The following is a 19,308-nucleotide window of genomic DNA, read 5'->3' as shown; positions in this document are numbered from 1 at the left end:
TGGCGGCCGTCGCGGCGCGGCACCGGTTCCGCTGGTGACCGACGACGTCCGCGACGGCCGCTGGGAGCGCATCGCCCAGCGGTCGTACGGAACGGCGATCTACCGGGTCGAGGGCAGGCGCACCTACTACGTCAAGACCACGCCGCCGCGCGACCCGGACGACCTCCGGTTCCACCCGGGCAACGAGGCGGAGCGGTTGGGCTGGCTCGCGGGCCGGGGCATCCCGGTGCCGGAGGTGGTGGAGCTCGGTGAGTCCGAGGACCTCCAGTGGCTGGTGACCACGATGGTCCCGGGGCGCCCGGTGGCCGGTGGCTGGGCACCGCACGAGCTGCCGCGCGTGCTGGAGTCGGTCGCCGACCTCGCCCGCGCTCTGCACGAGCTCCCGGCCGGTGAGTGCCCGTTCGACCGCGGGCTCGAGAGCTCCCTGGCCGGTGCGCGGACAGCGGTGGAGCGGGGCACGGTCGACCTCGACGACCTCGATCCGGAGCACGACGGCTGGTCCGGGGACCGGCTGCTGGCCAAGCTCGACGCCACGCCGCCACCGCCCGAGGTGGACGTGGTGGTGTGCCACGGCGATCTGTGCCTGGACAACGTGCTGGTCGACCCGGAAGGCAAGTCGGTGACCGGAGTCATCGACGTCGGCCGGCTGGGAGTGGCGGACCGGTGGCTGGATCTCGCCATCGTCCTGCGCGATCTCGGCGAGGAGACCCGCGAGTGGGGCTACGACCCCGACTGCGCCGAGGTGTTCCTCCGCCGCTACGGGCTGGCCGAGATCGACGAGCGGCGTTTTTCCTTCTACCGGCTGGTGGACGAGTTCATCTGAAAGACCCTGCCGCCGAACCCGGTTCAGAGCCGGGTCCGAGCGCAGTTCGCTACGGGAGGACCGGTTGTCCGGTGTCGAACCAGCGCTGCCCGCGCGCGTCCTGCTCCTCTCCCCGCACCCGGACGACATCGCGTGGTCCTTGGGCGGCGTGGTGGCACGACTGCGCGGTGCGGCGGAACTGTCCGCAGTGACCTTCTTCGGCCGCACCCGCTACGCACCGGGCTGCGCGGCGCACGGCGACGTCGTGGCTTCGGAGGTGCGCGCGCGGGAGGAGGACGAATGGGCCCGCTGGGCGGGCGTGCGGGTGGACCGAGGTGACCTGCCCGACGCGAGCTTGCGCGGCTACGACGACGACACCGAGATGGGAGCCGAGCCGGCTGCCGACGTGGTGTCGGCGGTCGTCGCGCTCCTGGCCGGCGCGGTGCGCTCGGTGCGCCCGGACTTCGTGCTGGCCCCGCTGGCGATGGGCGGGCACGTCGACCACGCGGCGGTGCTGGGCGCGGTGACGACGTTGGCCGGGGACTGGTCGGCGGAGCTGATCTGGTACGAGGACCTGCCGTACGCGGCTACCGAGCCACCGCCGTCGACGGGCCACCCGCTGGTGGTGGACGTCGGCCCGGTCTGGAACACCAAGGAGCGCGGGGTCGGTTTCTTCCCCTCCCAGCTGCCCGACGAGGTGTTGCCGGTGTTGCGATCGCACGCCGGAGTGGACGGTGAGCGTGCCGAGCGCCTGTGGACGTCCTCGGTGGACGGTGCAACCGGATTCGAGCGCCTGTTGTCGTCCCAGAACACGCCCGCCGAGCCCGACTCAGCTGTCCAAGTACTGCACAGCTGAACGTCGGTCGAAGCAAGAAGTGGGGGGTTGACCGCGAACCGGATCAACCCCCACCCCGCTCACCGGGGCTCTTGCGCCCCCAGCAGGACTCGAACCTGCGACCTAAGGATTAGGCGAAGTCGTTTTCTGTCGCTTGAGGACACTTGCCGGTACGTGCTGTGGCCAGGCGATTTTGCGAAAGCGAATGCTTGTTGTCAGGTGATAGCAATGGACGTTTGACGTTGATTTGTGGGGGTAAAGTGGGGGATTCGCTCGGGACCACAGCCAGGCGACCCCGTGCAGAACGGGACGGCACGGCACCCGGCTGGAGTGGCAAGGTGACCAGCTCGGCGACGTGCCCAGCACCGTACCTCGACGGCTCGCCCAGCCGACCACGTGCGGCCGGGACTTCCGGGCTCTAGTTCTCCACTTCTGCGGCTCCTGCGGGGCCGCCTGCCTTCCGCCTCGCGCCCAACCGCGGCCGCCGCCCCACCGCTCGCGGCCGGTCCGCCGACGCCGGCCGGGACCGGCGCCAGCCGCACGCCCGGTCGGCGTCGGCTGGACCGGGCTCGCAGACAGCGGGGCGGCGGCCGCGGTTGGGCTCGCATACAGCAGGCAGGCGGCCCCGCAGGGGCCGCCCTTGATGAAGTAGAGAAAGTTTAAACACGCACACCACAGGCACGTCCGAGCTCGGATAACCGCCGGTTGCTACTCCTGCTCCTGGCGGCGTTTCTCCGCGAGTGCGCGCATCTCAGCGACGACGTCTTCGTAGCGCCATCGGTACTGACCGCCAGGTGTAATCAGCGCAGGCGTGATCAGTCCCTGCTTCGCGTAGTGCGAGATGGTCCGCCGTGCCAAGCCCAGCTTTGCAGCGAGCTCGGTGCTTGAGATCAGCGGCGCGTCCCGGTCGGTCATTCGCTCATCGTCAGTGCCCCGAACGGCTGGCGCTGCCTTGCTAGCCTCGATAGACAGGGAATACCCTGATTGCCTTGTTTGCCTTGTTGGAGGTGGAGATGGCATCTGACGCACGGCTTGCAGCCCAGGCGGTTGATGCGCTGCGCGCACTTGGCGGAGGCGCGGCGTCTGAGCTCGCCGCACAGGCCCGCACGGTTCAATGGGCACTCGACGACGCTGCGTTCGAACTGGGCGGAGGGCGGTACTCCCCAGAGCAGCGCAACCGACTGGCTGAGCAACTGGACAAACTCGCATCCGCTCTTCGCACCGACCCAGGCGAACCGTTCATCGTCGACGCCGCAGACTGAGAACACCAACAACGCACGCGAAAACGGCGCTACCGACATTGATCGCGTAGCGCCGCTAAGATCGCCTGCCGAGCTCTAGATCAGTTCTGCCATCCGATCGATGACAGCAGTCGGCTCGCACCTCAGAAGTTTCGCCCGCTTCCCTGGCTTGTTCGCGTAGCCGACACTCGCCGCACCGACACTCCGCGCAGCCTCGATGTCAGTGGCTGAGTCGCCGATCATCACGCAGTCGTCGGGCCGAAGGCCAAGAAAGCTCGCCGCTTGCAGCAGGAGATAGGGCTGCGGCTTGAGCTTGTCCACGTCGGCGCTCTCGCGTGCCGATACGCCTGCAACCTTGCTCGCCAGGTCATGCTCCTGGAGGTAGGCCTCTACGGCAGCCGCGGAGTTGTTCGACACGATGACCACCGGGACCGCCTGCTGCGCGAGGGTGTCGAGGACGTCAGCTACACCTGCCGTCTCAGGGGCCATGGTCACAGCACGGGTCTCCAGCTCGGTGAGCCGCCGCTCTACAGCGGTTGGATGGCTGCCCGTAGCGACTGCGTACTTCAGGACATCGAAGGGATCACGGCTCTCGTCCACCGCATCCGGCAAAGCGCTCTCGAAGAAGGCACGCAGCTCTGCGGCGACCTGGTGGTCTGGCAGGCCGCCGAAGACTGCGCAGACAGGCCCATCAAAATCCAGTAGTACGGCGCGACTGCTGGAGACGATCTGCCGGGGCGTGGTCATCGCCGGGCTTCCCGGGCAACGGTCGTCCAGATGCTGTCGAACCACATTTGCGACTGCTCGATGAACAAGGCGCTCAAGGACTCCTCGTGCGGCTCGGCCGCGTGATGGAACAAGGTCGCGTCTTTGCCCATGAGATCCCAAATCGGCGTGTCTTCGCCGTCGAGCTGAACAACGTGTTCCCGCACCGGGTAGTAGCCGAAGAACGCTTCGGACTTGTTGATCAGGTACAGCTTGAACAGCGGGACCGCAGGGTAGACGCGGAGTTCGGCTTTGGAGTCGGGCACGAGGCCAAGTCGGCCCATTTCGTTGACGGCGTCGACGATCGCGAGCGTGTGGCGCTGCATGATCCCGCTCGCCCGCTTTCGGAATGCGGGGCTGTCCTGCATGTCCTCGACTCGTGCCGGCAAGGTCCACGGCATCTCGGTGTCGGGAACAAGAAGGCGGACTCGGATCGACTCCGGGCGGACGTGGCCGCTGCGGATCTTGTCGAGGGGCTCGGTCAACGCGCCATGCAGCGTCTCGCCCGAGAATCCGGCGAAGTCGATCGACACCTCGGGCTGCTCGAACGCGCGCTCAAGGTGCGGCCGGAGGCCTACGGGCCGTTCAGTCCGCTCTCGGACGAAGACGCCGCTCCCCTGCCGAGAGACGACAAGGCCCTCATCGCGGAGGATGCGCAGCGCCTGCTGGATGGTCATGCGAGCGACCCCGTAGCGCTTTGCGAGCTCGGACTGAGACGCCAGCTTGTCGCCCGGCATGAGCTTCTTCGTCAGGATCGCCGCTCGGAGCGAGTTGGCCACCTGCTGGTACGGCGGGCGCGGGTCGTCGGGGTCTAGTTCCGTCATTTTCCCAGGTTATCGCACCACTCCTTGATCTGACTAGCCAGGTTGGCCAACTTGTTGACATGGCTAGCCAGGCTGGTCTAATCTGTACGTGGCTAGCCAAGCTGGCCACCTGTTGAAGACCTAACTCATGGAGCGAAGATGCTGCGGAACGTGCCGATGGTCCTTGAGGGTTACAAGCTGCGGGTCGTCGAGGACCCGGTGATCAAGACGTACACGAAGGACGGCAAGACCGAGTACGCGCTGAACGACAACGACCAGCCGATGTACGTGGTGGCGCTCTACTTCAAGGCGAAGCCGCGTGAGGACGGGCGTCCGGCGGGCAAGGGCACCGAGATGAAGGTGACGCTGGAGACGCAGCCGTCGGAGGAGATCACGGACGGCGCGCTGGTGGAGCTGCACAACCCGCGTTTCTCGCAGTTCCCGATGGACAACGGCGGGGCCGGTCTGACCATTCGGGCTAGCGGCATCAAGCTGGCAGGCTGACCCGCTTCTCTCTGAATTCTCTTTCTGGCCGTTCTGGTCTTGCAGCTTGACTATTACATAGTGGGCCGAGCTATGCCTTTTTCGGCGCGTATTCGTCGCGTCGGGGAGGCCTTTCTGGCCCCCGGCTGCCTGATTCTGCGGGTATTCCGGGGGTCTTGATGGACTCCAATGGGAAAGGATGGTTTGGGATGTTGTCGGTGGGTTTGCGGTACTGCCCGGCGTGCCACATCAACGGCTCGCGGCGCTACGGGCACTCGCAGGATCAGTTCTGCGAGCTGTGGTCGCGAGGGTGATCGGCGGTGCTGTGCACGGTGGTGGCGCGGGGATCGCTGCGGGGCGCGGGTGTTTCGGGTCGGGGTGCTGACCCTCGGTTCACGCTCGGGCTCCTGTACGACGTCGGAAAGGCGTTGGAGGGCCACGGTTTTCCGGCGCTGGAGGACTACACGAGCGACGACTTGATGCGGTTGCAGCTGGCGCTGGTCGAGTTCATGCACCCGCAGGATGAGGACGGTGATCGGTGATGGGCGGTCTCGGGTTCCACGGCTCGGGGTGCATCGGGGAAACGCGATAAGGAAAGGGGTTGGCATGGCTGAGCTGAATGTGCCGGTGGGTGCGCGGAGGAACACGCCCGCGGTGAATCGGCTGAAGAAGATCGGGGAGCACCTGGACGCGTTGCACAGGGAGCTGGTGGCGGTCCGGTTCCTGGAAGCCAACGTGATGCAGAAGAAGGACTTCGACGAGATCACCGAGCTGGCCGATCGGGCTCGTCAGACGTTGTTCGGGGTTCGGGACGCGATCGCCGAAAAGGGCGGTCCGAACGTGGCGAAGGGATACGTGAGGAAGTAATGGCATTCGGTGACGACGTGCACAACAGGGTCAAGCGCATCGACGCGACCATGCTGTCGCTGGTGAACACGCTGCGGAAGTTCGGTGTTCCCAAGGGCTTGGGCGCGCCACTGAACAACACGCGCAACGCGGTGGGCGACCTGGTCGCGAAGATGGAGATGACCCAGCGCCGGAGCTGATTTCCGGCGCACTGCTCGGCCGGGGCACCGAACCCTTTCAACGGGGTTGGGTGCCCCGGTTTTGTTTTTGCTCGCAGAAAGGTGAACGGCAATGGGGAACACGTTGGTGGGCGCGGAGAACACCTCCCCGATCCGGTGGGGCATCCGGCAGGTGGCCAGTCACCCCCGGTCGTCGGGGTCGGCGGCGGTGGGCTCGGCGGCGGTGTTCTGGTTCGGGCTGAACACGATGCTGTGGGCCGTGGGCATCGCGGTCCTGGCCGGGGTGTCGTGGCGGCTGCTGGACCGGCCGACCTTCGACCGTTTCGCCGGTCGCCTGCTGCGGGCGTGGTGGAGACGCTGGTGGACCTACCAGCGGCAATGGCTGCGGATCATGACCGCCTGCAACCTGACCACCACCGACCACAAGGGCAACACGCTCATGCCGCGCGTGACGCGGGTGAAAAGCACATGGTCGTGGGACACGGTGACCGTTCGGATGGCCAAGGGCCAGGAACCGGAGGACTTCGAGAAAGTGATCAACAGGCTGGCGAACGCGTTCCGGGCGCGCTCGACCAACGTACGGCTGGTCAAGCCGGGCAAGCTCGCGCTGGATTTCCAGAGGTGCGAACCGTTCGACGAGATGGTGATCCCGCTCCCGGCACTGGCCGAGTCCACGACCGCAGTTGATCTGCGGCGGCTGCCGGTGGGCTTCGATGAGTACGGCCGGGAGTTCACGCTGAACCTGCTGGAGCGGGACCTCCATGTCCTGCTGGGTGGGGCGACGGGTGCGGGGAAGGGCTCGTGGCTGTGGTCGCTGCTGCGGTCGCTGGCACCGCTGATCCGCGCCGGGCTGGTGCGGCTGTGGGTGATCGACCCCAAGGGCGGCCAGGAGTTCGGCATGGGCCGGGAGATGTTCCACGCCTTCGCCGACAACGACGAAGACGGCCTGACGCTGATGAAGGCCTACGTCAAGACCCTCGACAAGCGGAAGCTGGAGCTGGGCCGGGCTGGGGTGCGGACATTCACCCCGTCGCGCCAGACGCCGCTGGAGCTGCTGATCTGCGATGAGCTGGCCGCGATGACCTCCTACGGGGGCAAGGCGGTCACGGTCCCGTTCGAGCCGCTGATCTCCAAGGGCCTGACCCAGTACCGCTCGGTCGGCGGCCGGATCATCGCCGCAACGCAGGAACCGACCAAAGAACACGTCCCGATGCGCGGGCTGTTCCCCACCAAGATCGCCCTGCGGCTGGACTCGGCGTCGTATGTGGACATGTGCCTGGGCGAGGGCATGCGGGACATGGGCGCCTTCGCCGACAAGATCCCCGAAATCCTCGCCGGTGTCGCCTACGCCAAGCGCGACGGCAAGCGGGAACCCCTCCGAGTCCGCGCCCCCTACAGCAGCGACACCGATATCGCCGAGCTCGTGGCGTTCTGCACCGCACTGGGAACCGTCACCGAGCTCCGCACCGAGACCAACCCGGCCGGGGAGCCGGAGCGCGACGTGCCGGCCGACGTCTACAGCTTCGACTTCGAAGCACACGAGGTCGAAGACGAAGACGACGAGAGCGGCGACGAAGACGACGAGATCGAGTTCATCGACGCCGACGAGATCGAGGACGACGAAGACATCGCCTGAGCACGTTCCCTGACTAGTAGCGGCCCGCCCGGGCCTCGGGCAAGAGATCCCCGGGCGGGCCTTACCTCGCATAAGGAGGCACAACCCATGTTGGCAAAGATCGCGCTGGGTGTCACCAGCATGACGAGCGTGGCGGCCGGAACCTGCGCATACCGGCTGTTCCGGCAGTCCCGAACCGACCCGCTGACCGGGCTCGGCAACCGGGCGGCCCTGGTGGCCGGGTTCAACCGCGCGATGAAGCGGGGCCGGGGCCTGGTCGGCGTCGCGATCGGCGACATGAACGGCTTCAAGGCCTTCAACGACGTCCACGGGCACCGCTTCGGCGACCAGATCCTGATCGCCGTCGCCGCGAAACTGCGGGACACCGCCCACCGCGGCGAGATCCCCATCCGGCTGCACGGCGACGAGTTCGCGGTGCTCCTGCGCCGCGTGGAGACCCCGGAGCAGGCCGAACACCGGGTGCGGGAGTTCCAAGCCGCGGTGGCCACGATCACCGAGCTCGACGGGCAGCCGGTCGAGGTGGGGATCTCGCTGGGCGTGATGACCGCTCCGAAGTCCAGGGCGCAGCTTTCCGCGCTGCTGGCCTCGGCCGATGACCGCATGTACGCCGACAAGCACACCAGTCGCCAGCACACCGCCCGCGCGGCCGTGGCGGCCTGAGAGGACAGATATGGACACCGGCTACCAGTGCTTCTACGGACCTCGGGGACGCGAACTGTTCGTCGTGAACCCGCGATGCCGGGGAGCTGAGATCACGATCGTCAAGCTCAGCCCGGAGGGCGAGAGCACGCACTCGATGACGCTGACCCGTCAGCAGTTTCAGCAGCTGCTCACCGACGGCGCGGGGACCCTGCAGAAGATCGACGAACTCCGCGACGAAGCCATGCGCAAGCGCGGATATCCAATCTAGAGGAAGGAAAACGACAGTGCAGCACATTCATTTCGAGGTCACCGGCAAGACCATTCTGACGCTCCTGCTCCTCCTGGCCCTCACCGTGGGCGGCCTGGCGCTGGTGTGGCTGTTGGTCGGTCCCGGTATCGCGATCGGGATCGGCCTGGTCCTGGTGCTGGTCATCCGGGGCCTGTTCGCCCTGTTCAAGCCGCACAGCGAGTAAGAGAGGAGTCGACGGTGGGCCTGCGTCGCAAGCGCAAGGAGAACACGCCGGAGGCGGTCGGCAAGACCCGGCGGGTCCGCAGGCTCGGTGACCGGATCTCCGAGGCCCGGGAGCTGCGGGGGCTGGTGCGGGACCCGGACTTGCGGGCGGTGGAGCTGGAGAGGCAGGGACGGCGGACCCTGATCGGGCTGTGGTTCTTCCTCTCGCTCGGGCTGGTGTTCACCACGGCCGGTGTCCAAAAGTTCCTGGCTGGAGACGCCACCAAGGCCGATCCGTTGTGGTGGGCTGCGTGGACGGTCGAGCCGATGTTCGCCGGGCTGTTGATCGTGATCCTGAACTTCGAGGCCGTGATCCTCTCCTACGGCCGGTCCCCGGATCACGAGTGGTGGTCGCGGCTCAAGCGGGTGCTGCTGGCCTCGACGCTGGCCATGAACGTCATCCCGCAGATCACGCCGGTGCTGCGGGGCCGCTGGCAGGAGTTCAACCTCGGGTCGGCGGCGGTGCACGCGATCATCCCGGTCATCGTCTACGGCATCGCCGAGGTCATCCCGGTCATTCAGGCCCGGCAACGCGAAGTCATGTTGCTGATCTACGCCACCGCCGACCAGGCCCCAGACGACTACGCCCCCGAGACTGTGCCAGACGTGCCGGCCAACCCAGCCCCGGCACCGGAAGCGGTCGCCGAACCGGTGGCGCCCGCTCCGGTGGAGCCTTCGCTACCTGCGCGTTCAGTCCCGGCCACTGGGGTTGAGATCCCGGCTCGGGCGCTGAAGCTGCTGCCCGATGCAGTGGCGGGCAAGGTACGGGACGCCTACACCCAGGCCACCGGCGAGGGCCGTGAGTTCACCGCTGCCGACGTCCGCGCTGCCGCGAAGGTGCCGGAACCGATGGCGTCACAGATCGCGGCGGAGATCCGCACCCACAACGGACACAGCTTCGACTGAAAACCGTTGCGGCACAACTGAAGACAACACGTCACAACCACGCTCGGCGGGCAGAACCGTCGGGGATGGACCTGGTGGTGATGCCCGCCGGGCTCTGTCCCTCGGAGGTCACCGCCCATGGTGTTGCCCACGCTCCCGGACGTCGACCGCATCCAGCGGCGCATCCAAGCCCCTGACTACCGTGACTGGCGCGCGAAGGTCGAAGACGTTTACGGCTGCCTGCACCCGGTCCGTCTCTCGGGCCTGTGGCAGCTCACCGACAAGACCACCGGCCAGGTTCTCACCCGCCCGGACGGCCGCCCGGCGCAGACCAGCGGGCACATCCTGTCCCCGTGCGGCAACCGCCGCGAATCGGTCTGCCCGGCCTGCTCCGACCGCTACGCCGCCGACGCCTTCCAACTCATGCGAGCGGGCCTGTCCGGTGGTTCCAAGGGCGTCCCGCTGGAGGTGGCCGACAAGCCACGGCTGTTCGTCACCCTCACCGCCCCCAGCTTCGGGCCGGTGCACAACCGCCGTACCACCGCCTCCGGGAAGCTCGCGCCGTGCCGCTGCGGCACCTACCACCACGAACACGACCCGAAGATCGGCCAGCCGACCGACCCGGAGGCCTACGACTACACCGGGCACGTGCTGTGGCAGGCGCACTCCGGGAAGCTGTGGAACCGCTTCACGCAGAAGCTCCGGCGGCACCTCGCCCGCGCGGCCGGGTACACGATCCGCGAGTTCGGCGACCACGCCCGGCTCTCCTACGCGAAGGTCGCGGAGTTCCAGCGGCGCGGGATCATCCACTTTCACGCCGTGATCCGCCTCGATGGCCCCGACGGGGCTACCGACACCACCCCGCCGTGGGCCACGGCCGAGCTCCTGGCTGCCGCCGTCCAGGCCGCGCACGCTGACACCATCGTCACCACTCCGGCCTTCGGGGACGGCCAGGTGCTCGAACTCGCCTGGGGCGAACAGGTCGACATCCGCCCGATCCGGCCCGCGCAGGCGCACCGGTTCGAAGACGAGGGCGGCACGATCAGCGATGACCGGATCGCCTCCTACGTGGCGAAGTACGCCACCAAGGGCACCGGCAAGTCCGAAGCCGCGGACCGCCCGATCCGCTCCCGCGACCAGATCGAACTGCTGCGCACCACCGAGCACCACAAGCGCATCATGCGTACCGCGTGGGACCTCGGTGCGCCGGTGGCCTGCCCGGACTGCCACCCCGGCGGTGAGCACCAGGCCGGCGCCTGCCCGTGCGCGGAGATCGATCACTGCGCCACCTGCAACAACGGCGGCCAGGTCCCCGGCCCGCTCGCTGAGCTCAACCTGCGGCGCTGGTGCCACATGCTCGCCTTCCGCGGGCACTTCCTGTCCAAGTCCCGCGTCTACTCGACGACGTTCAAGCAGCTCCGCGAGGACCGCCAGGCATGGCGCTTTGAGCAGAACCTCGCCGAGCTCGGCGTCTCCGCCGACACCGTCGCCGTGGTCAACCACTGGGACATGACCTCTGTCGGCCACCGCAGCGACGAAGAGCGCGAACTCGCCGCCGCCATCGCCGAGCGCACCCGCCAAGCACGCAAACACCGCTACGCCACCGAAAGGAAGGACTGACCATGATCCGCAACCTGTGGGGCCCCCAGGACGTCTCGGCCTACCTTGGCGTCCCCGTCGGCACGCTCTACCAGTGGCGCAGCAAGGGCTACGGCCCGCCCGGCCGCAAGATCGGCAAGTACGTCCGCTACAAGCCCGACGAGGTCGAGCAGTGGTTCGAGGCGCAGGCCGAGGGGGCGGTCTGATGGGAAGGCCTCGGCTTGAGCTGGGTACGGCTGGCGAGATCCGTTGCTATCAGCTGGCGCCGAAGAAGTGGCGTGCGCGGACCCTGTATCGCGACTACGACGGGGTGGTTCGCCCGGTCGAGAGGGTCGGCTCGAGCAAGGAAGGCGCGAAGGCCATCTTGAAGAAGGCCTTGCGCGATCGGGCACGGGCAGCCGGAGGAGACGAGAACGAGGTCACCGCGTCCACAACAGTGGGAGAAGCGGCTGCCATCTGGCTCAAGGAACTCGACGAGTCGGATAAGGCGGTGCGGACGAAACAGACCTACCGGGATAGCTGGACCCGCGACTTGGAGACGGCTGTGAGTGGCCTGGCAGGTCTGGAAGTCAAGGTGGCTTTGGCTACCCGGGTGCTCCGCAAGATCCATAAGGATGCCGGTCCCGGGAGCGCACACCATGCCAAGGTCGTGCTTCGAGGGGTCATGGGCGTGTTCGTACGGCACGACGTGATCGAGTCCAACCCGATCGCTGAGGTGGTCCTCCCGCAGGCCGGCAAGAAGGCGAAGGCGGCGGCCAAGCGGGAACGGATGAAGTTGGAGAAGTCCGAGCTGGCTGGACTCCGGGCACACCTGCGCGCCGACAAGAAGGCTGTTCGCCGAGACCTGCCGGAGTTGATCGACGGCTATTCGGCTCTGGGATGCAGAACCGGGGAGCTGCTGGCGCTCGACTGGACGAAGGTCGACTTTGAGGCGGGCACGATCGCGATCGAGGGCACCGTCATCCGGGTCAAGGGCGTCGGGCTGATCGTTCAGCCCCACACCAAGTCGGAGGCGGGGATGCGGACGGTCATGCCCCCGAAGTGGTACATGGACCTGCTCAAGCGCCGTCACGCCGAGTCGACGTCGCAGTGGGTGTACCCGTCGTCGACAGGGACGCTGCGGGATCCGGACAACACTCGCCGCCAGCTGCGGGAGGCGGTGCACAAGTCGGACTGGGAAGGGCTGCACCCGTACGCCTTCCGGCACCTGGTCGCCACGGAGCTGGACGCGCAGGGGCTGAGCGCTCGTGAGATCGCCGACTACCTCGGGCACGAGAACCCGAGCATGACGCAGGACGTGTACATGAACCGGGGCTTGGCCAACAGTGCGACGGCTGAAGCGCTGGCAGACACGGAACCGGACGACTGAGGCGAAGATGGGGGTAAAGTGGGGGTTGATCTTGAACTAGATCAACCCCCATTTCGCTCACCAGGGCGTTTGCGCCCCCAGCAGGACTCGAACCTGCGACCTAAGGATTAGAAGTCCTTTGCTCTATCCAGCTGAGCTATGGGGGCATGTTCGGTGAGCTGCAAGCATGGAGGGTAGCGGTACCCGGATGTCGCCGTGGCATCGACGCCGCACCGTTGCCGAGCCGTGGCCGAACGGCAAGCTGATCGACAACCGGGCCCGTAACGACCGGCGTCGTCGCTGGTCAGGCTGATGGCATCACGATAGCCCTCCGGGACGTGCGCGGAACGGCTCGACCATTGCCCAGCAGCGGCCGGTGTGCTCGGTGGGTGCTGATGACCCGAACCCGTCCCGTGGACGAGATGTTCCGCGGACCGGAAGCGGAGACCCCTCGCGTCGGCTGCGCTACGAGGCCGCCTGTCGTGCGGCGCTGCCGAGGATCGAGTCGAGCAGGCCCGGGTAGAGGGCGTTGAGGTCCTCCCACCGCAGTGAGAGCAGGTTCTCCCGGCCCTCGGGGCGCTGCCAGATGACGCCCGCGTCGCGGAGCACCCGCCAGTGGTGGGTCAGCGTCGACTTCGACATCTCGGTGTCGAGCTGGGTTCCCACGGCGCCGCAGGCGCGCTCGCCCTGGGTGCCGAGGATGCGCGCGATGTTCAGCCGGATCGGGTTCCCCAGGGCGGAGAGCACCTCTTCCAGCCGGATCTGGTCGCGTTCCGGATGCCGTGCAGCCATGCGACGAGTGTATCGACTGTTCGCCAGAACGCGCACTGTCGAACCATCAACCTTGGCGTGATGGCCGTCGGCGGCTGCTGCCGACCCGGTCGCGGCCATCCGCGATAGGTCTGGTTTTCCTTTCGCTGCAACGAGGTCATGCGCCCCTTCGCTGGCCTTCCCCGGGGTGGTGCTTCCCCGAGGGGGATTGTTCGATTACTTTAGTACAGTCGGACTGTACGAGAGCATTCGAACGGAGTTGTGGTCGTGTCGTCGCTATCGGCTGTACCGCTCTCGGGGCGGCGCCTGGGCTGGAGCCTCGTCCTGCTCGCCCTCGCCCAGTTGATCTTTTCGCTGGACCTGAACATCGTTTTCGTAGCGCTGCCGGAGATCGGTTCCGGCCTGGGCTTCTCGGACCAGACCCTGCAGTGGGTGGTCGGGGCTTACGCCGTGTTCGCGGGCGGGTTCCTGCTGTTCGGCGGCAGGGCCGCGGACCTGTTCGGGCGCAGGCGGATGTTCGTGCTCGCGCTGGCGCTGTACGCCGTGTCCTCGCTGGCCGGTGGCCTCGCCGCGAACCCGGAAACGATCATCATCGCCCGCGCCGTCCAGGGGATCGGCGGCGCGCTGCTGCTCCCGTCGACGCTGTCGCTGGTCAACACGCTGTTCGAGGAAGGGCCGAAGCGCAACAAGGCGCTAGCGGTCTGGGGCGGTGCGGGCGCTAGCGGCCTGACTGCGGGCGCACTGCTCGGTGGGGTCCTGACGCAGGCTTTCGGCTGGCCTGCGGTGTTCTTCGTCAACGTCCCGCTCGCCGGCATCGTCGCGATCGCGGCGTTGGTGGTGATTCCGCGGGATGCGCGGCAGGAGGAGAAGCGCCGGTTCGACGTGCTCGGTGCGCTCACCGTGACCGCGGGCGCGACGCTGCTGGTCTACGCCTTGGTCAACGGGCCGGAAACCGGATGGACCTCGCCGAGCATCATCGTGACCTCGGCGCTGGCGATCGCCCTGCTCCTCGTCTTCGGGCTCGTCGAAGCCCGGAGCCGCGACCCGTTGATGCCGCTTCGGTTGTTCACCAATCGCAGTCTCGTGGTCGGCGTCAGCACCACGTTCATCTACATGGGCACCTTCGGCGCCCTGCCGTACTTCCAGACGACGCTGTTCCAGAACGTGCACGGGTTCTCCGCGCTGCAAACCGGATTGGCGTTCCTGGTCCCGTCGGTGTCCATCGCCACCGGCACCCAGCTCGGCGGCCGCATCACCACTCGGCTGGGCGTCCGGGCGACGCTGTCGACCGGATTCGCCATCGGCATCGTCGGGACCGCGCTCATGGCCCTCGGCTTCGACGCGGAGAGCAGCTACGCGGTGGCGGTTCCCGGCCTGATCGTCTCCGGCGTCGGGCAGGGCATCGTCTGGACGGCCATGTTCATCACCGCTTCTTCAGGGGTGGCGCCGCAGGAGCAGGGAGTCGCCAACGGCATGGCGACCACCACGCTCAACCTCGGGTACGCGATCGGCCTGGCCGTCCTGATCGCGATCGCCAACTCCGGGAACGCGGAATTGCAGGGAGACCAGCTGCGCGCCGCGGCGGCCAACGGTGGCTTCACCGCGGTTCTGCTCGCCTCGGCTGGGATGGTCGCGGGCCTGCTGATCACCTTGATCCACCCGCGCCGGACGCCCGCGCCGGATGTCCGCGCGGAACCCGCGAGCGCTGTTCGGTGACGAGCGGCAGCGCGCCCCGTTGCCGGGGCGCGCTGTTCGCGGTCAGACCTTCTTCACCCGGTAGCGGAGGTGCGTGACGCCGGTGCCCTCGACCACCACGACCGGACCCTCCAGCTCCGCCGGTGCGGTGGCGAGTTCACCGAAAAGCGTCTTGCCGCCGCCGAGGACGACCGGCACCAGCTCGATCCCGACCTCGTCGAGCAGCCCCGCCTCCAGGCACTGCCGGGCCATCTGCCCGCCGTTGACGACCACGTCCTTCTCCCCGGCGATCTCCTTCGCCTTCGCCACCGCCGCCTCGATGCCCTCGGTGACGAAGACGAAGTTCTCGTCGTCCGCGGGGCGATCGTCGGGCCGCTGGTGGGTGAGCACGACCGTGGTCACGTCCATCGGGTGGCGGCCGCCCCAGGCCTTCGTCATGTCGTAGAGGTACCGGCCGACGACCAGCGAACCGGTGTTCTCCCACTCCGGCCCGACCAGCTCCGCGCTCGCCGCGGAGATGCGGAAAGCAGGCACGTCGGGGCTGGCCGAGGGGAGTTCGACGTCACCGTTGCCGTACCACTGGAACAGCAGGTCGAAGCCGCTTTCGCCCGGCCCGGCGATGTAGCCGTCGAGCGACATCGTCGTGCTGCCGGTGGTCACCTTGCCCATCTCGTCTCCTCCGTCGTCGATTGCGTCGTCAACGCCTCGAACGGCGGGCGGTCATTTCGACAAGCGGAGCCGAGATTTTTCCCAAGATCGCCGACCGGGACCGCGATGACCAGCGTCGTCGCTGGTCAGGCTGGTGACAACCGGCGCAGCGCCGCGGTGGTGAGGCCGAACAGGTGGTCGGCGGTGTCCGCTGCGGAGGCGTCCCGCAGGGTCAGCATGGTCAGCAGCGAGCGGTCCGGCCCGAGCGAAGTGGCCGCCGTGCAGGTCTGGTGCGCGTCGACCAGCTCGCAGTACAGCCAGGCCGGGCGGCCCTCGACGTCCACCGCCGCACCACCGGGCTGGCGTTCGGTCACCGCCGCCACCGGGTCGTAGAAGCCCGCCGCCGCGGCATTGGCCGGGCCGTTGGTCAGCGGGTGGGTGCAGGCGCCCGGAAACGGCTGGTCGGGGTGCGGATGTCCGGCCGGGCCGCCGAACGGCGCCAGGTCCTCGGGGGCCAGCAGGGCGCACGGGTCGATCTCGGGCGGGGAAGCGGTCGGAGTGCTCGCGGAGGTCGTCGGCTCATCGCGGAACCCGGCGGCCGGCACCGGCTCACCGGTCACCGGTTCGGCGCAGGCGGTGAACAGCAGCATCATCGGCACCATGAGCGCACAGCGACGGACTACGGTCACGGCGTAACCGTAGCGCTCGCCCCGGTCGGAGATCATCCGTCGACCCGGCGGCCGCGGACCGGGCGTTTCAAATCGGCGGTTACGCTCGGTTTGTGCCATCCGAGACCGCCCTGGACAAAGAACCGGAACGGCGCGGCTCGCCCAGCTCAGTGGGCGTGCTGATCGTCACCGCCGTCGTGCTCGCGGCGGTGGTCGCCGCCGCGCTCACCGCTCTCTCCGCAGGAGCTTCCTACGCGTTGCTGGGCCTGCCGGATCCGGGGCCGTTCACGCAGTACGGGCTGCCGGTGATCCGGGTGATCACCGAATCCGGGGCGGTCGTGAGCATCGGGGCGCTGCTGCTGGCCGCCTTCGGTATCCCCGCGCAGCCCTCGCGCGCGCTCGCCGCGGACGGCTACGCCGCGGTCCGCACGGCAGGCTGGGCAGCCGGCGTCTGGTGCGTGGGCGCGGTCCTGATGGTGCCGTTCATCGCCGCGGACGCCACCGGGCGCCCGGTGGGCGACGTGCTCGACTTCGAGGTCCTGTTCGGCCTGATCGACGCGCTGGAGCAGGCCAAGGCCTGGCTGCTGACCGCGGTGATCGCGTTCGTGGTCGTGCTGGCCTGCCGGGTCGTGCTGTCGTGGGGCTGGACGGTCGTCACCTTCGGGCTGAGCCTGCTGGCCCTGTTCCCGGTGATCGCCACCGGCCACTCCGCCAGCGGTGGTTCGCACGACATCGCCACCAACAGCCTGCTGTTCCACCTCTTCGGCGCGGCGCTGTGGGTCGGCGGCCTGGTGGCCCTGGTGGCGCACGCCGCCCGCCGCGGTGCGCACCTGCCGGTGGTCGCGCGGCGGTACTCGCTGATCGCGCTGGTGTGCTGGGTGGCGATGGCGCTGTCCGGGGTGATCAACGCGTTCGTGCGGATGACGCCGGAGCAGCTGTTCACCACCGACTACGGCCTGCTGATGCTGCTCAAGATCGCCGCGCTGGTGGTGCTCGGCGTGTTCGGGTACTTCCAGCGGCGCAGCGCGGTGCAGCACATCGAGGAGAAGACCGGCGTGGCCGCGTTGCTGCGGCTGGGCGCGGTCGAGGCGCTGGTCATGTTCGCCACGATCGGCATCGGTGTCGCGCTCGGGCGCACCCCGCCGCCGGACGGTGTCGTGCGGGGCGTCCCGGATCGGACCGAGCTGCTGATCGGCTACCCGCTGCCGGAACCGCCGACCGCGTTCCGGTTGGTGTTCGACTGGCGGTTCGACCTGGTCTACGGCACCCTCGCGCTGGCCATGGCCGCGCTCTACCTGGTCGGCGTGCGCAGGCTGCGCAAGCGCGGCGACAGCTGGCCGGTCGGGCGCACCATCGCCTGGCTGTGCGGCTGCGCGACGCTGCTGGTGGCCACTTCCTCCGGCATCGGCAAGTACGCGCCCGCGGTGTTCAGCGTGCACATGGGCCAGCACATGCTGCTGTCCATGCTGGCCCCGGTGTTCCTGGTGCTGGCGGGCCCGACGTCGCTGGCGCTGCGGGTGTTCAAGCCCGCGGGCAAGGAGCAGCCGCCGGGACCGCGCGAGTGGCTGCTGGCCTTCGTGCACTCGCCGGTGACGCGCGCGCTGACCAACCCGATCGTCGCGCTGGTGCTGTTCGTGGGCTCGTTCTACGCGCTGTACTTCACCGGTCTGTTCGAAGCGGCGCTGACGCAGCACTGGGCGCACCTGGCGATGAACGCGCACTTCCTGCTGGTCGGCTACATCTTCTACTGGCCGGTGATCGGCGTCGACCCGGCGCCGCGGCAGCTGCCGCCGATGGGCAAGGTCGGGCTGGTCTTCGCGTCCATGCCGTTCCACGCCTTCTTCGGCATCGCGCTGATGATGTCCTCGACGGTGATCGGCGGCGACTTCTACCGCGGCCTCGACCTGCCGTGGATCACCGATCTGCTCGCCGACCAGCGGCTGGGCGGCGGCCTGGCGTGGGCCTCCGGCGAGGTCCCGCTGGTGGTGGTGATGCTCGCGCTGCTGATCCAGTGGTCGCGGGCGGACAACCGCGCGGCGCGCAGGATCGACCGGAAGGCCGATGCGGACGGCGACGCGGAGCTGAACGCGTACAACGAAATGCTCAAGCGACTCGCCGACAAGGACAACCAGCGGAGTAGCTGACCTGGCCGATCGGCCGGAATCCGCACGGAGGGTGGTAATTCCGTCGCGCTGAGTGGTGATCGTCCGGCAGCCTTGGGTGGCGGCCGCGGATCGGCCGCGAATTCCCGAGGCGGCAGCGCCGGTCGAGCGCTGCGCGGAAAGGGGCGGCGGAGATGTACGAGACCCAGGTGACCGTGGTCGGCTACGCCATAACCGAACCGGTGGAGCGCGAGATCGCGGGCGGCCACCGGCTGGTCAGCTTCCGGGTGGTGGCCACTTCGCGCCGGTTCGACCAGGCGAGCGGCCAGTGGACCGACGGCGACCGCTTCCTCACGACGGTGAACTGCTGGAAGCGGCTCGCCGACGGAGTGGCCGGCGGCCTGGCCAAGGGCGATCCGGTGGTGGTGACCGGCCGGTTGCGCACCCGTGAGTACGAGTCCGGCGGGCAGCGGCGCACCGTGGTCGAGATGGACGCGACCGCGGTCGGCATCGACCTGGCGCGCGCGTCGCCGCCTGCTCATGGCGAGGTGCGGGCCCTGGCACCCGCGGGCGTGGCACCACCCGGCGGTTGACGCCGCTGTCGGAGCAGGGATGCCGAGGAGGAGTGACCGATGAGTAATCCGGTGTCAACTTCAGTCCTGCTCAACCGCACCTCAGGGGACCGTGACGCAACCCAGCCACAGGAAACCGCGAAACGCAAGATCAACGCCGAAGGTACCGCCACTGCGAATCGCGGAGAGGCGGGACAGCATCGCGGAGAGGAGGGACAGAGATCGGCCGCTGAGCGCATGGGGACCGCGTGCGCGGCCCGACACGGGGCGCAACTAC

At 68.2% G+C, this 19,308-nt stretch carries 24 protein-coding genes and 1 tRNA gene; 18 read left to right on the top strand and 7 right to left on the bottom strand.

Going from position 1 to position 19,308, the window contains the following annotated elements:
• The first annotated feature begins 34 nt into the window (after window positions 1-34).
• Window positions 35-823, top strand: a complete 789-nt coding sequence (locus ATL45_RS05935) for an APH(3') family aminoglycoside O-phosphotransferase (RefSeq protein ID WP_093150079.1) — start codon at window positions 35-37, stop codon at window positions 821-823.
• Window positions 824-887: 64 nt separating this feature from the next.
• Window positions 888-1,658, top strand: coding sequence for a PIG-L deacetylase family protein (locus ATL45_RS05930; protein WP_093150083.1), 771 nt, complete (start codon window positions 888-890; stop codon window positions 1,656-1,658).
• Window positions 1,659-2,345: 687 nt separating this feature from the next.
• Here ATL45_RS05930 and ATL45_RS05925 read toward each other — a convergent pair.
• Window positions 2,346-2,552: a MerR family DNA-binding transcriptional regulator gene (locus ATL45_RS05925; protein ID WP_177241935.1), complete on the bottom strand. Its 207-nt coding sequence runs from the start codon at window positions 2,550-2,552 to the stop codon at window positions 2,346-2,348.
• Between the two features lie 74 nt (window positions 2,553-2,626).
• On the opposite strand from ATL45_RS05925, the gene ATL45_RS38300 reads away from it, so the two are divergent.
• Complete coding sequence (locus ATL45_RS38300; RefSeq protein ID WP_143121597.1) at window positions 2,627-2,899, top strand: hypothetical protein; 273 nt, start codon at window positions 2,627-2,629, stop codon at window positions 2,897-2,899.
• 75 nt (window positions 2,900-2,974) lie between these two features.
• Here the strand turns inward: ATL45_RS38300 and ATL45_RS05920 are convergent, their stop codons facing one another.
• Both ATL45_RS05920 and ATL45_RS05915 read right to left on the bottom strand, forming a co-directional pair.
• Window positions 2,975-3,625, bottom strand: coding sequence for an HAD family hydrolase (locus ATL45_RS05920; RefSeq protein ID WP_093150088.1), 651 nt, complete (start codon window positions 3,623-3,625; stop codon window positions 2,975-2,977).
• Entirely contained in the window at window positions 3,622-4,467 is an 846-nt protein-coding gene (locus ATL45_RS05915; RefSeq protein WP_093150092.1) for a GntR family transcriptional regulator, read from the bottom strand. Before ATL45_RS05915 ends, ATL45_RS05920 begins: the two co-directional genes overlap by 4 nt.
• Window positions 4,468-4,605: 138 nt before the next feature.
• Between ATL45_RS05915 and ATL45_RS05910 the strand changes: the two genes are divergently transcribed.
• From ATL45_RS05910 to ATL45_RS05855, 12 genes are all read left to right on the top strand, one after another.
• Window positions 4,606-4,950, top strand: a complete 345-nt coding sequence (locus ATL45_RS05910) for a hypothetical protein (protein ID WP_093150096.1) — start codon at window positions 4,606-4,608, stop codon at window positions 4,948-4,950.
• Window positions 4,951-5,249: 299 nt separating this feature from the next.
• On the top strand, window positions 5,250-5,471 hold the full coding sequence (locus ATL45_RS05905) for a hypothetical protein (protein ID WP_093150099.1): 222 nt from the start codon (window positions 5,250-5,252) through the stop codon (window positions 5,469-5,471).
• A gap of 64 nt (window positions 5,472-5,535) precedes the next feature.
• Window positions 5,536-5,796: a hypothetical protein gene (locus ATL45_RS05900; RefSeq protein ID WP_093150103.1), complete on the top strand. Its 261-nt coding sequence runs from the start codon at window positions 5,536-5,538 to the stop codon at window positions 5,794-5,796.
• The gene (locus ATL45_RS05895) at window positions 5,796-5,975 is read left to right on the top strand and encodes a hypothetical protein (protein WP_093150108.1); all 180 of its coding nucleotides are present in this window, start codon (window positions 5,796-5,798) and stop codon (window positions 5,973-5,975) included. Before ATL45_RS05900 ends, ATL45_RS05895 begins: the two co-directional genes overlap by 1 nt.
• A gap of 91 nt (window positions 5,976-6,066) precedes the next feature.
• Window positions 6,067-7,590 (top strand): FtsK/SpoIIIE domain-containing protein, encoded by a 1,524-nt coding sequence (locus ATL45_RS05890; protein ID WP_121505300.1) that lies wholly within the window; start codon window positions 6,067-6,069, stop codon window positions 7,588-7,590.
• 87 nt (window positions 7,591-7,677) lie between these two features.
• Entirely contained in the window at window positions 7,678-8,250 is a 573-nt protein-coding gene (locus tag ATL45_RS05885) for a GGDEF domain-containing protein (protein ID WP_093152491.1), read from the top strand.
• A 10-nt stretch (window positions 8,251-8,260) separates the two neighbouring features.
• Window positions 8,261-8,500, top strand: coding sequence for a hypothetical protein (locus ATL45_RS05880; protein ID WP_093152489.1), 240 nt, complete (start codon window positions 8,261-8,263; stop codon window positions 8,498-8,500).
• 16 nt (window positions 8,501-8,516) lie between these two features.
• Window positions 8,517-8,705 (top strand): hypothetical protein, encoded by a 189-nt coding sequence (locus tag ATL45_RS05875; protein ID WP_093152486.1) that lies wholly within the window; start codon window positions 8,517-8,519, stop codon window positions 8,703-8,705.
• Between the two features lie 14 nt (window positions 8,706-8,719).
• Complete coding sequence (locus ATL45_RS05870) at window positions 8,720-9,649, top strand: hypothetical protein (protein WP_093152484.1); 930 nt, start codon at window positions 8,720-8,722, stop codon at window positions 9,647-9,649.
• A 117-nt stretch (window positions 9,650-9,766) separates the two neighbouring features.
• On the top strand, window positions 9,767-11,248 hold the full coding sequence (locus tag ATL45_RS05865; RefSeq protein WP_093152482.1) for a replication initiator: 1,482 nt from the start codon (window positions 9,767-9,769) through the stop codon (window positions 11,246-11,248).
• A gap of 2 nt (window positions 11,249-11,250) precedes the next feature.
• Window positions 11,251-11,433 (top strand): helix-turn-helix transcriptional regulator, encoded by a 183-nt coding sequence (locus ATL45_RS05860; RefSeq protein ID WP_093152479.1) that lies wholly within the window; start codon window positions 11,251-11,253, stop codon window positions 11,431-11,433.
• A complete protein-coding gene (locus ATL45_RS05855) occupies window positions 11,433-12,596 on the top strand; it encodes a site-specific integrase (protein WP_093152477.1) in 1,164 nt (387 codons plus the stop codon). The genes ATL45_RS05860 and ATL45_RS05855 overlap by 1 nt, the downstream gene beginning before the upstream one ends.
• A gap of 72 nt (window positions 12,597-12,668) precedes the next feature.
• On the opposite strand, the gene ATL45_RS05850 is transcribed toward ATL45_RS05855, so the two are convergent.
• Window positions 12,669-12,742 (bottom strand) — tRNA-Arg (locus tag ATL45_RS05850).
• Between the two features lie 298 nt (window positions 12,743-13,040).
• Window positions 13,041-13,367, bottom strand: a complete 327-nt coding sequence (locus ATL45_RS05845) for an ArsR/SmtB family transcription factor (protein ID WP_093152475.1) — start codon at window positions 13,365-13,367, stop codon at window positions 13,041-13,043.
• Window positions 13,368-13,613: 246 nt separating this feature from the next.
• On the opposite strand from ATL45_RS05845, the gene ATL45_RS05840 reads away from it, so the two are divergent.
• Window positions 13,614-15,062, top strand: a complete 1,449-nt coding sequence (locus tag ATL45_RS05840; protein WP_093152620.1) for an MFS transporter — start codon at window positions 13,614-13,616, stop codon at window positions 15,060-15,062.
• Between the two features lie 42 nt (window positions 15,063-15,104).
• On the opposite strand, the gene ATL45_RS05835 is transcribed toward ATL45_RS05840, so the two are convergent.
• Together ATL45_RS05835 and ATL45_RS05830 are read right to left on the bottom strand one after the other, a co-directional pair.
• On the bottom strand, window positions 15,105-15,710 hold the full coding sequence (locus ATL45_RS05835; protein ID WP_093152472.1) for a dihydrofolate reductase family protein: 606 nt from the start codon (window positions 15,708-15,710) through the stop codon (window positions 15,105-15,107).
• A 125-nt stretch (window positions 15,711-15,835) separates the two neighbouring features.
• On the bottom strand, window positions 15,836-16,378 hold the full coding sequence (locus ATL45_RS05830; protein ID WP_246025183.1) for a DUF3558 domain-containing protein: 543 nt from the start codon (window positions 16,376-16,378) through the stop codon (window positions 15,836-15,838).
• 92 nt (window positions 16,379-16,470) lie between these two features.
• On the opposite strand from ATL45_RS05830, the gene ATL45_RS05825 reads away from it, so the two are divergent.
• Both ATL45_RS05825 and ssb read left to right on the top strand, forming a co-directional pair.
• Entirely contained in the window at window positions 16,471-18,501 is a 2,031-nt protein-coding gene (locus ATL45_RS05825; RefSeq protein WP_093152470.1) for a bifunctional copper resistance protein CopD/cytochrome c oxidase assembly protein, read from the top strand.
• A gap of 152 nt (window positions 18,502-18,653) precedes the next feature.
• A complete protein-coding gene (gene ssb, locus ATL45_RS05820) occupies window positions 18,654-19,052 on the top strand; it encodes a single-stranded DNA-binding protein (RefSeq protein WP_093152468.1) in 399 nt (132 codons plus the stop codon).
• Window positions 19,053-19,308: the final 256 nt, after the last annotated feature.

The sequence above is a fragment of the Saccharopolyspora antimicrobica genome (assembly GCF_003635025.1).
Taxonomy (GTDB): Bacteria; Actinomycetota; Actinomycetes; order Mycobacteriales; family Pseudonocardiaceae; genus Saccharopolyspora; species Saccharopolyspora antimicrobica.
Note: the sequence above shows the minus strand (reverse complement) of the source record. Positions and strands in the feature narration are given on the sequence as shown.

Coding starts and splice junctions, on each gene's coding strand:
- ATL45_RS05925 (WP_177241935.1), bottom strand. CDS start 2,552: ATGACCGACCGGGACGCGCCGCTGATCTCAAGCACCGAGCTCGCTGCA.
- ATL45_RS05920 (WP_093150088.1), bottom strand. CDS start 3,625: ATGACCACGCCCCGGCAGATCGTCTCCAGCAGTCGCGCCGTACTACTG.
- ATL45_RS05915 (WP_093150092.1), bottom strand. CDS start 4,467: ATGACGGAACTAGACCCCGACGACCCGCGCCCGCCGTACCAGCAGGTG.
- ATL45_RS05910 (WP_093150096.1), top strand. CDS start 4,606: ATGCTGCGGAACGTGCCGATGGTCCTTGAGGGTTACAAGCTGCGGGTC.
- ATL45_RS05900 (WP_093150103.1), top strand. CDS start 5,536: ATGGCTGAGCTGAATGTGCCGGTGGGTGCGCGGAGGAACACGCCCGCG.
- ATL45_RS05895 (WP_093150108.1), top strand. CDS start 5,796: ATGGCATTCGGTGACGACGTGCACAACAGGGTCAAGCGCATCGACGCG.
- ATL45_RS05890 (WP_121505300.1), top strand. CDS start 6,067: ATGGGGAACACGTTGGTGGGCGCGGAGAACACCTCCCCGATCCGGTGG.
- ATL45_RS05885 (WP_093152491.1), top strand. CDS start 7,678: ATGTTGGCAAAGATCGCGCTGGGTGTCACCAGCATGACGAGCGTGGCG.
- ATL45_RS05880 (WP_093152489.1), top strand. CDS start 8,261: ATGGACACCGGCTACCAGTGCTTCTACGGACCTCGGGGACGCGAACTG.
- ATL45_RS05865 (WP_093152482.1), top strand. CDS start 9,767: ATGGTGTTGCCCACGCTCCCGGACGTCGACCGCATCCAGCGGCGCATC.
- ATL45_RS05860 (WP_093152479.1), top strand. CDS start 11,251: ATGATCCGCAACCTGTGGGGCCCCCAGGACGTCTCGGCCTACCTTGGC.
- ATL45_RS05855 (WP_093152477.1), top strand. CDS start 11,433: ATGGGAAGGCCTCGGCTTGAGCTGGGTACGGCTGGCGAGATCCGTTGC.
- ATL45_RS05845 (WP_093152475.1), bottom strand. CDS start 13,367: ATGGCTGCACGGCATCCGGAACGCGACCAGATCCGGCTGGAAGAGGTG.
- ATL45_RS05835 (WP_093152472.1), bottom strand. CDS start 15,710: ATGGGCAAGGTGACCACCGGCAGCACGACGATGTCGCTCGACGGCTAC.
- ssb (WP_093152468.1), top strand. CDS start 18,654: ATGTACGAGACCCAGGTGACCGTGGTCGGCTACGCCATAACCGAACCG.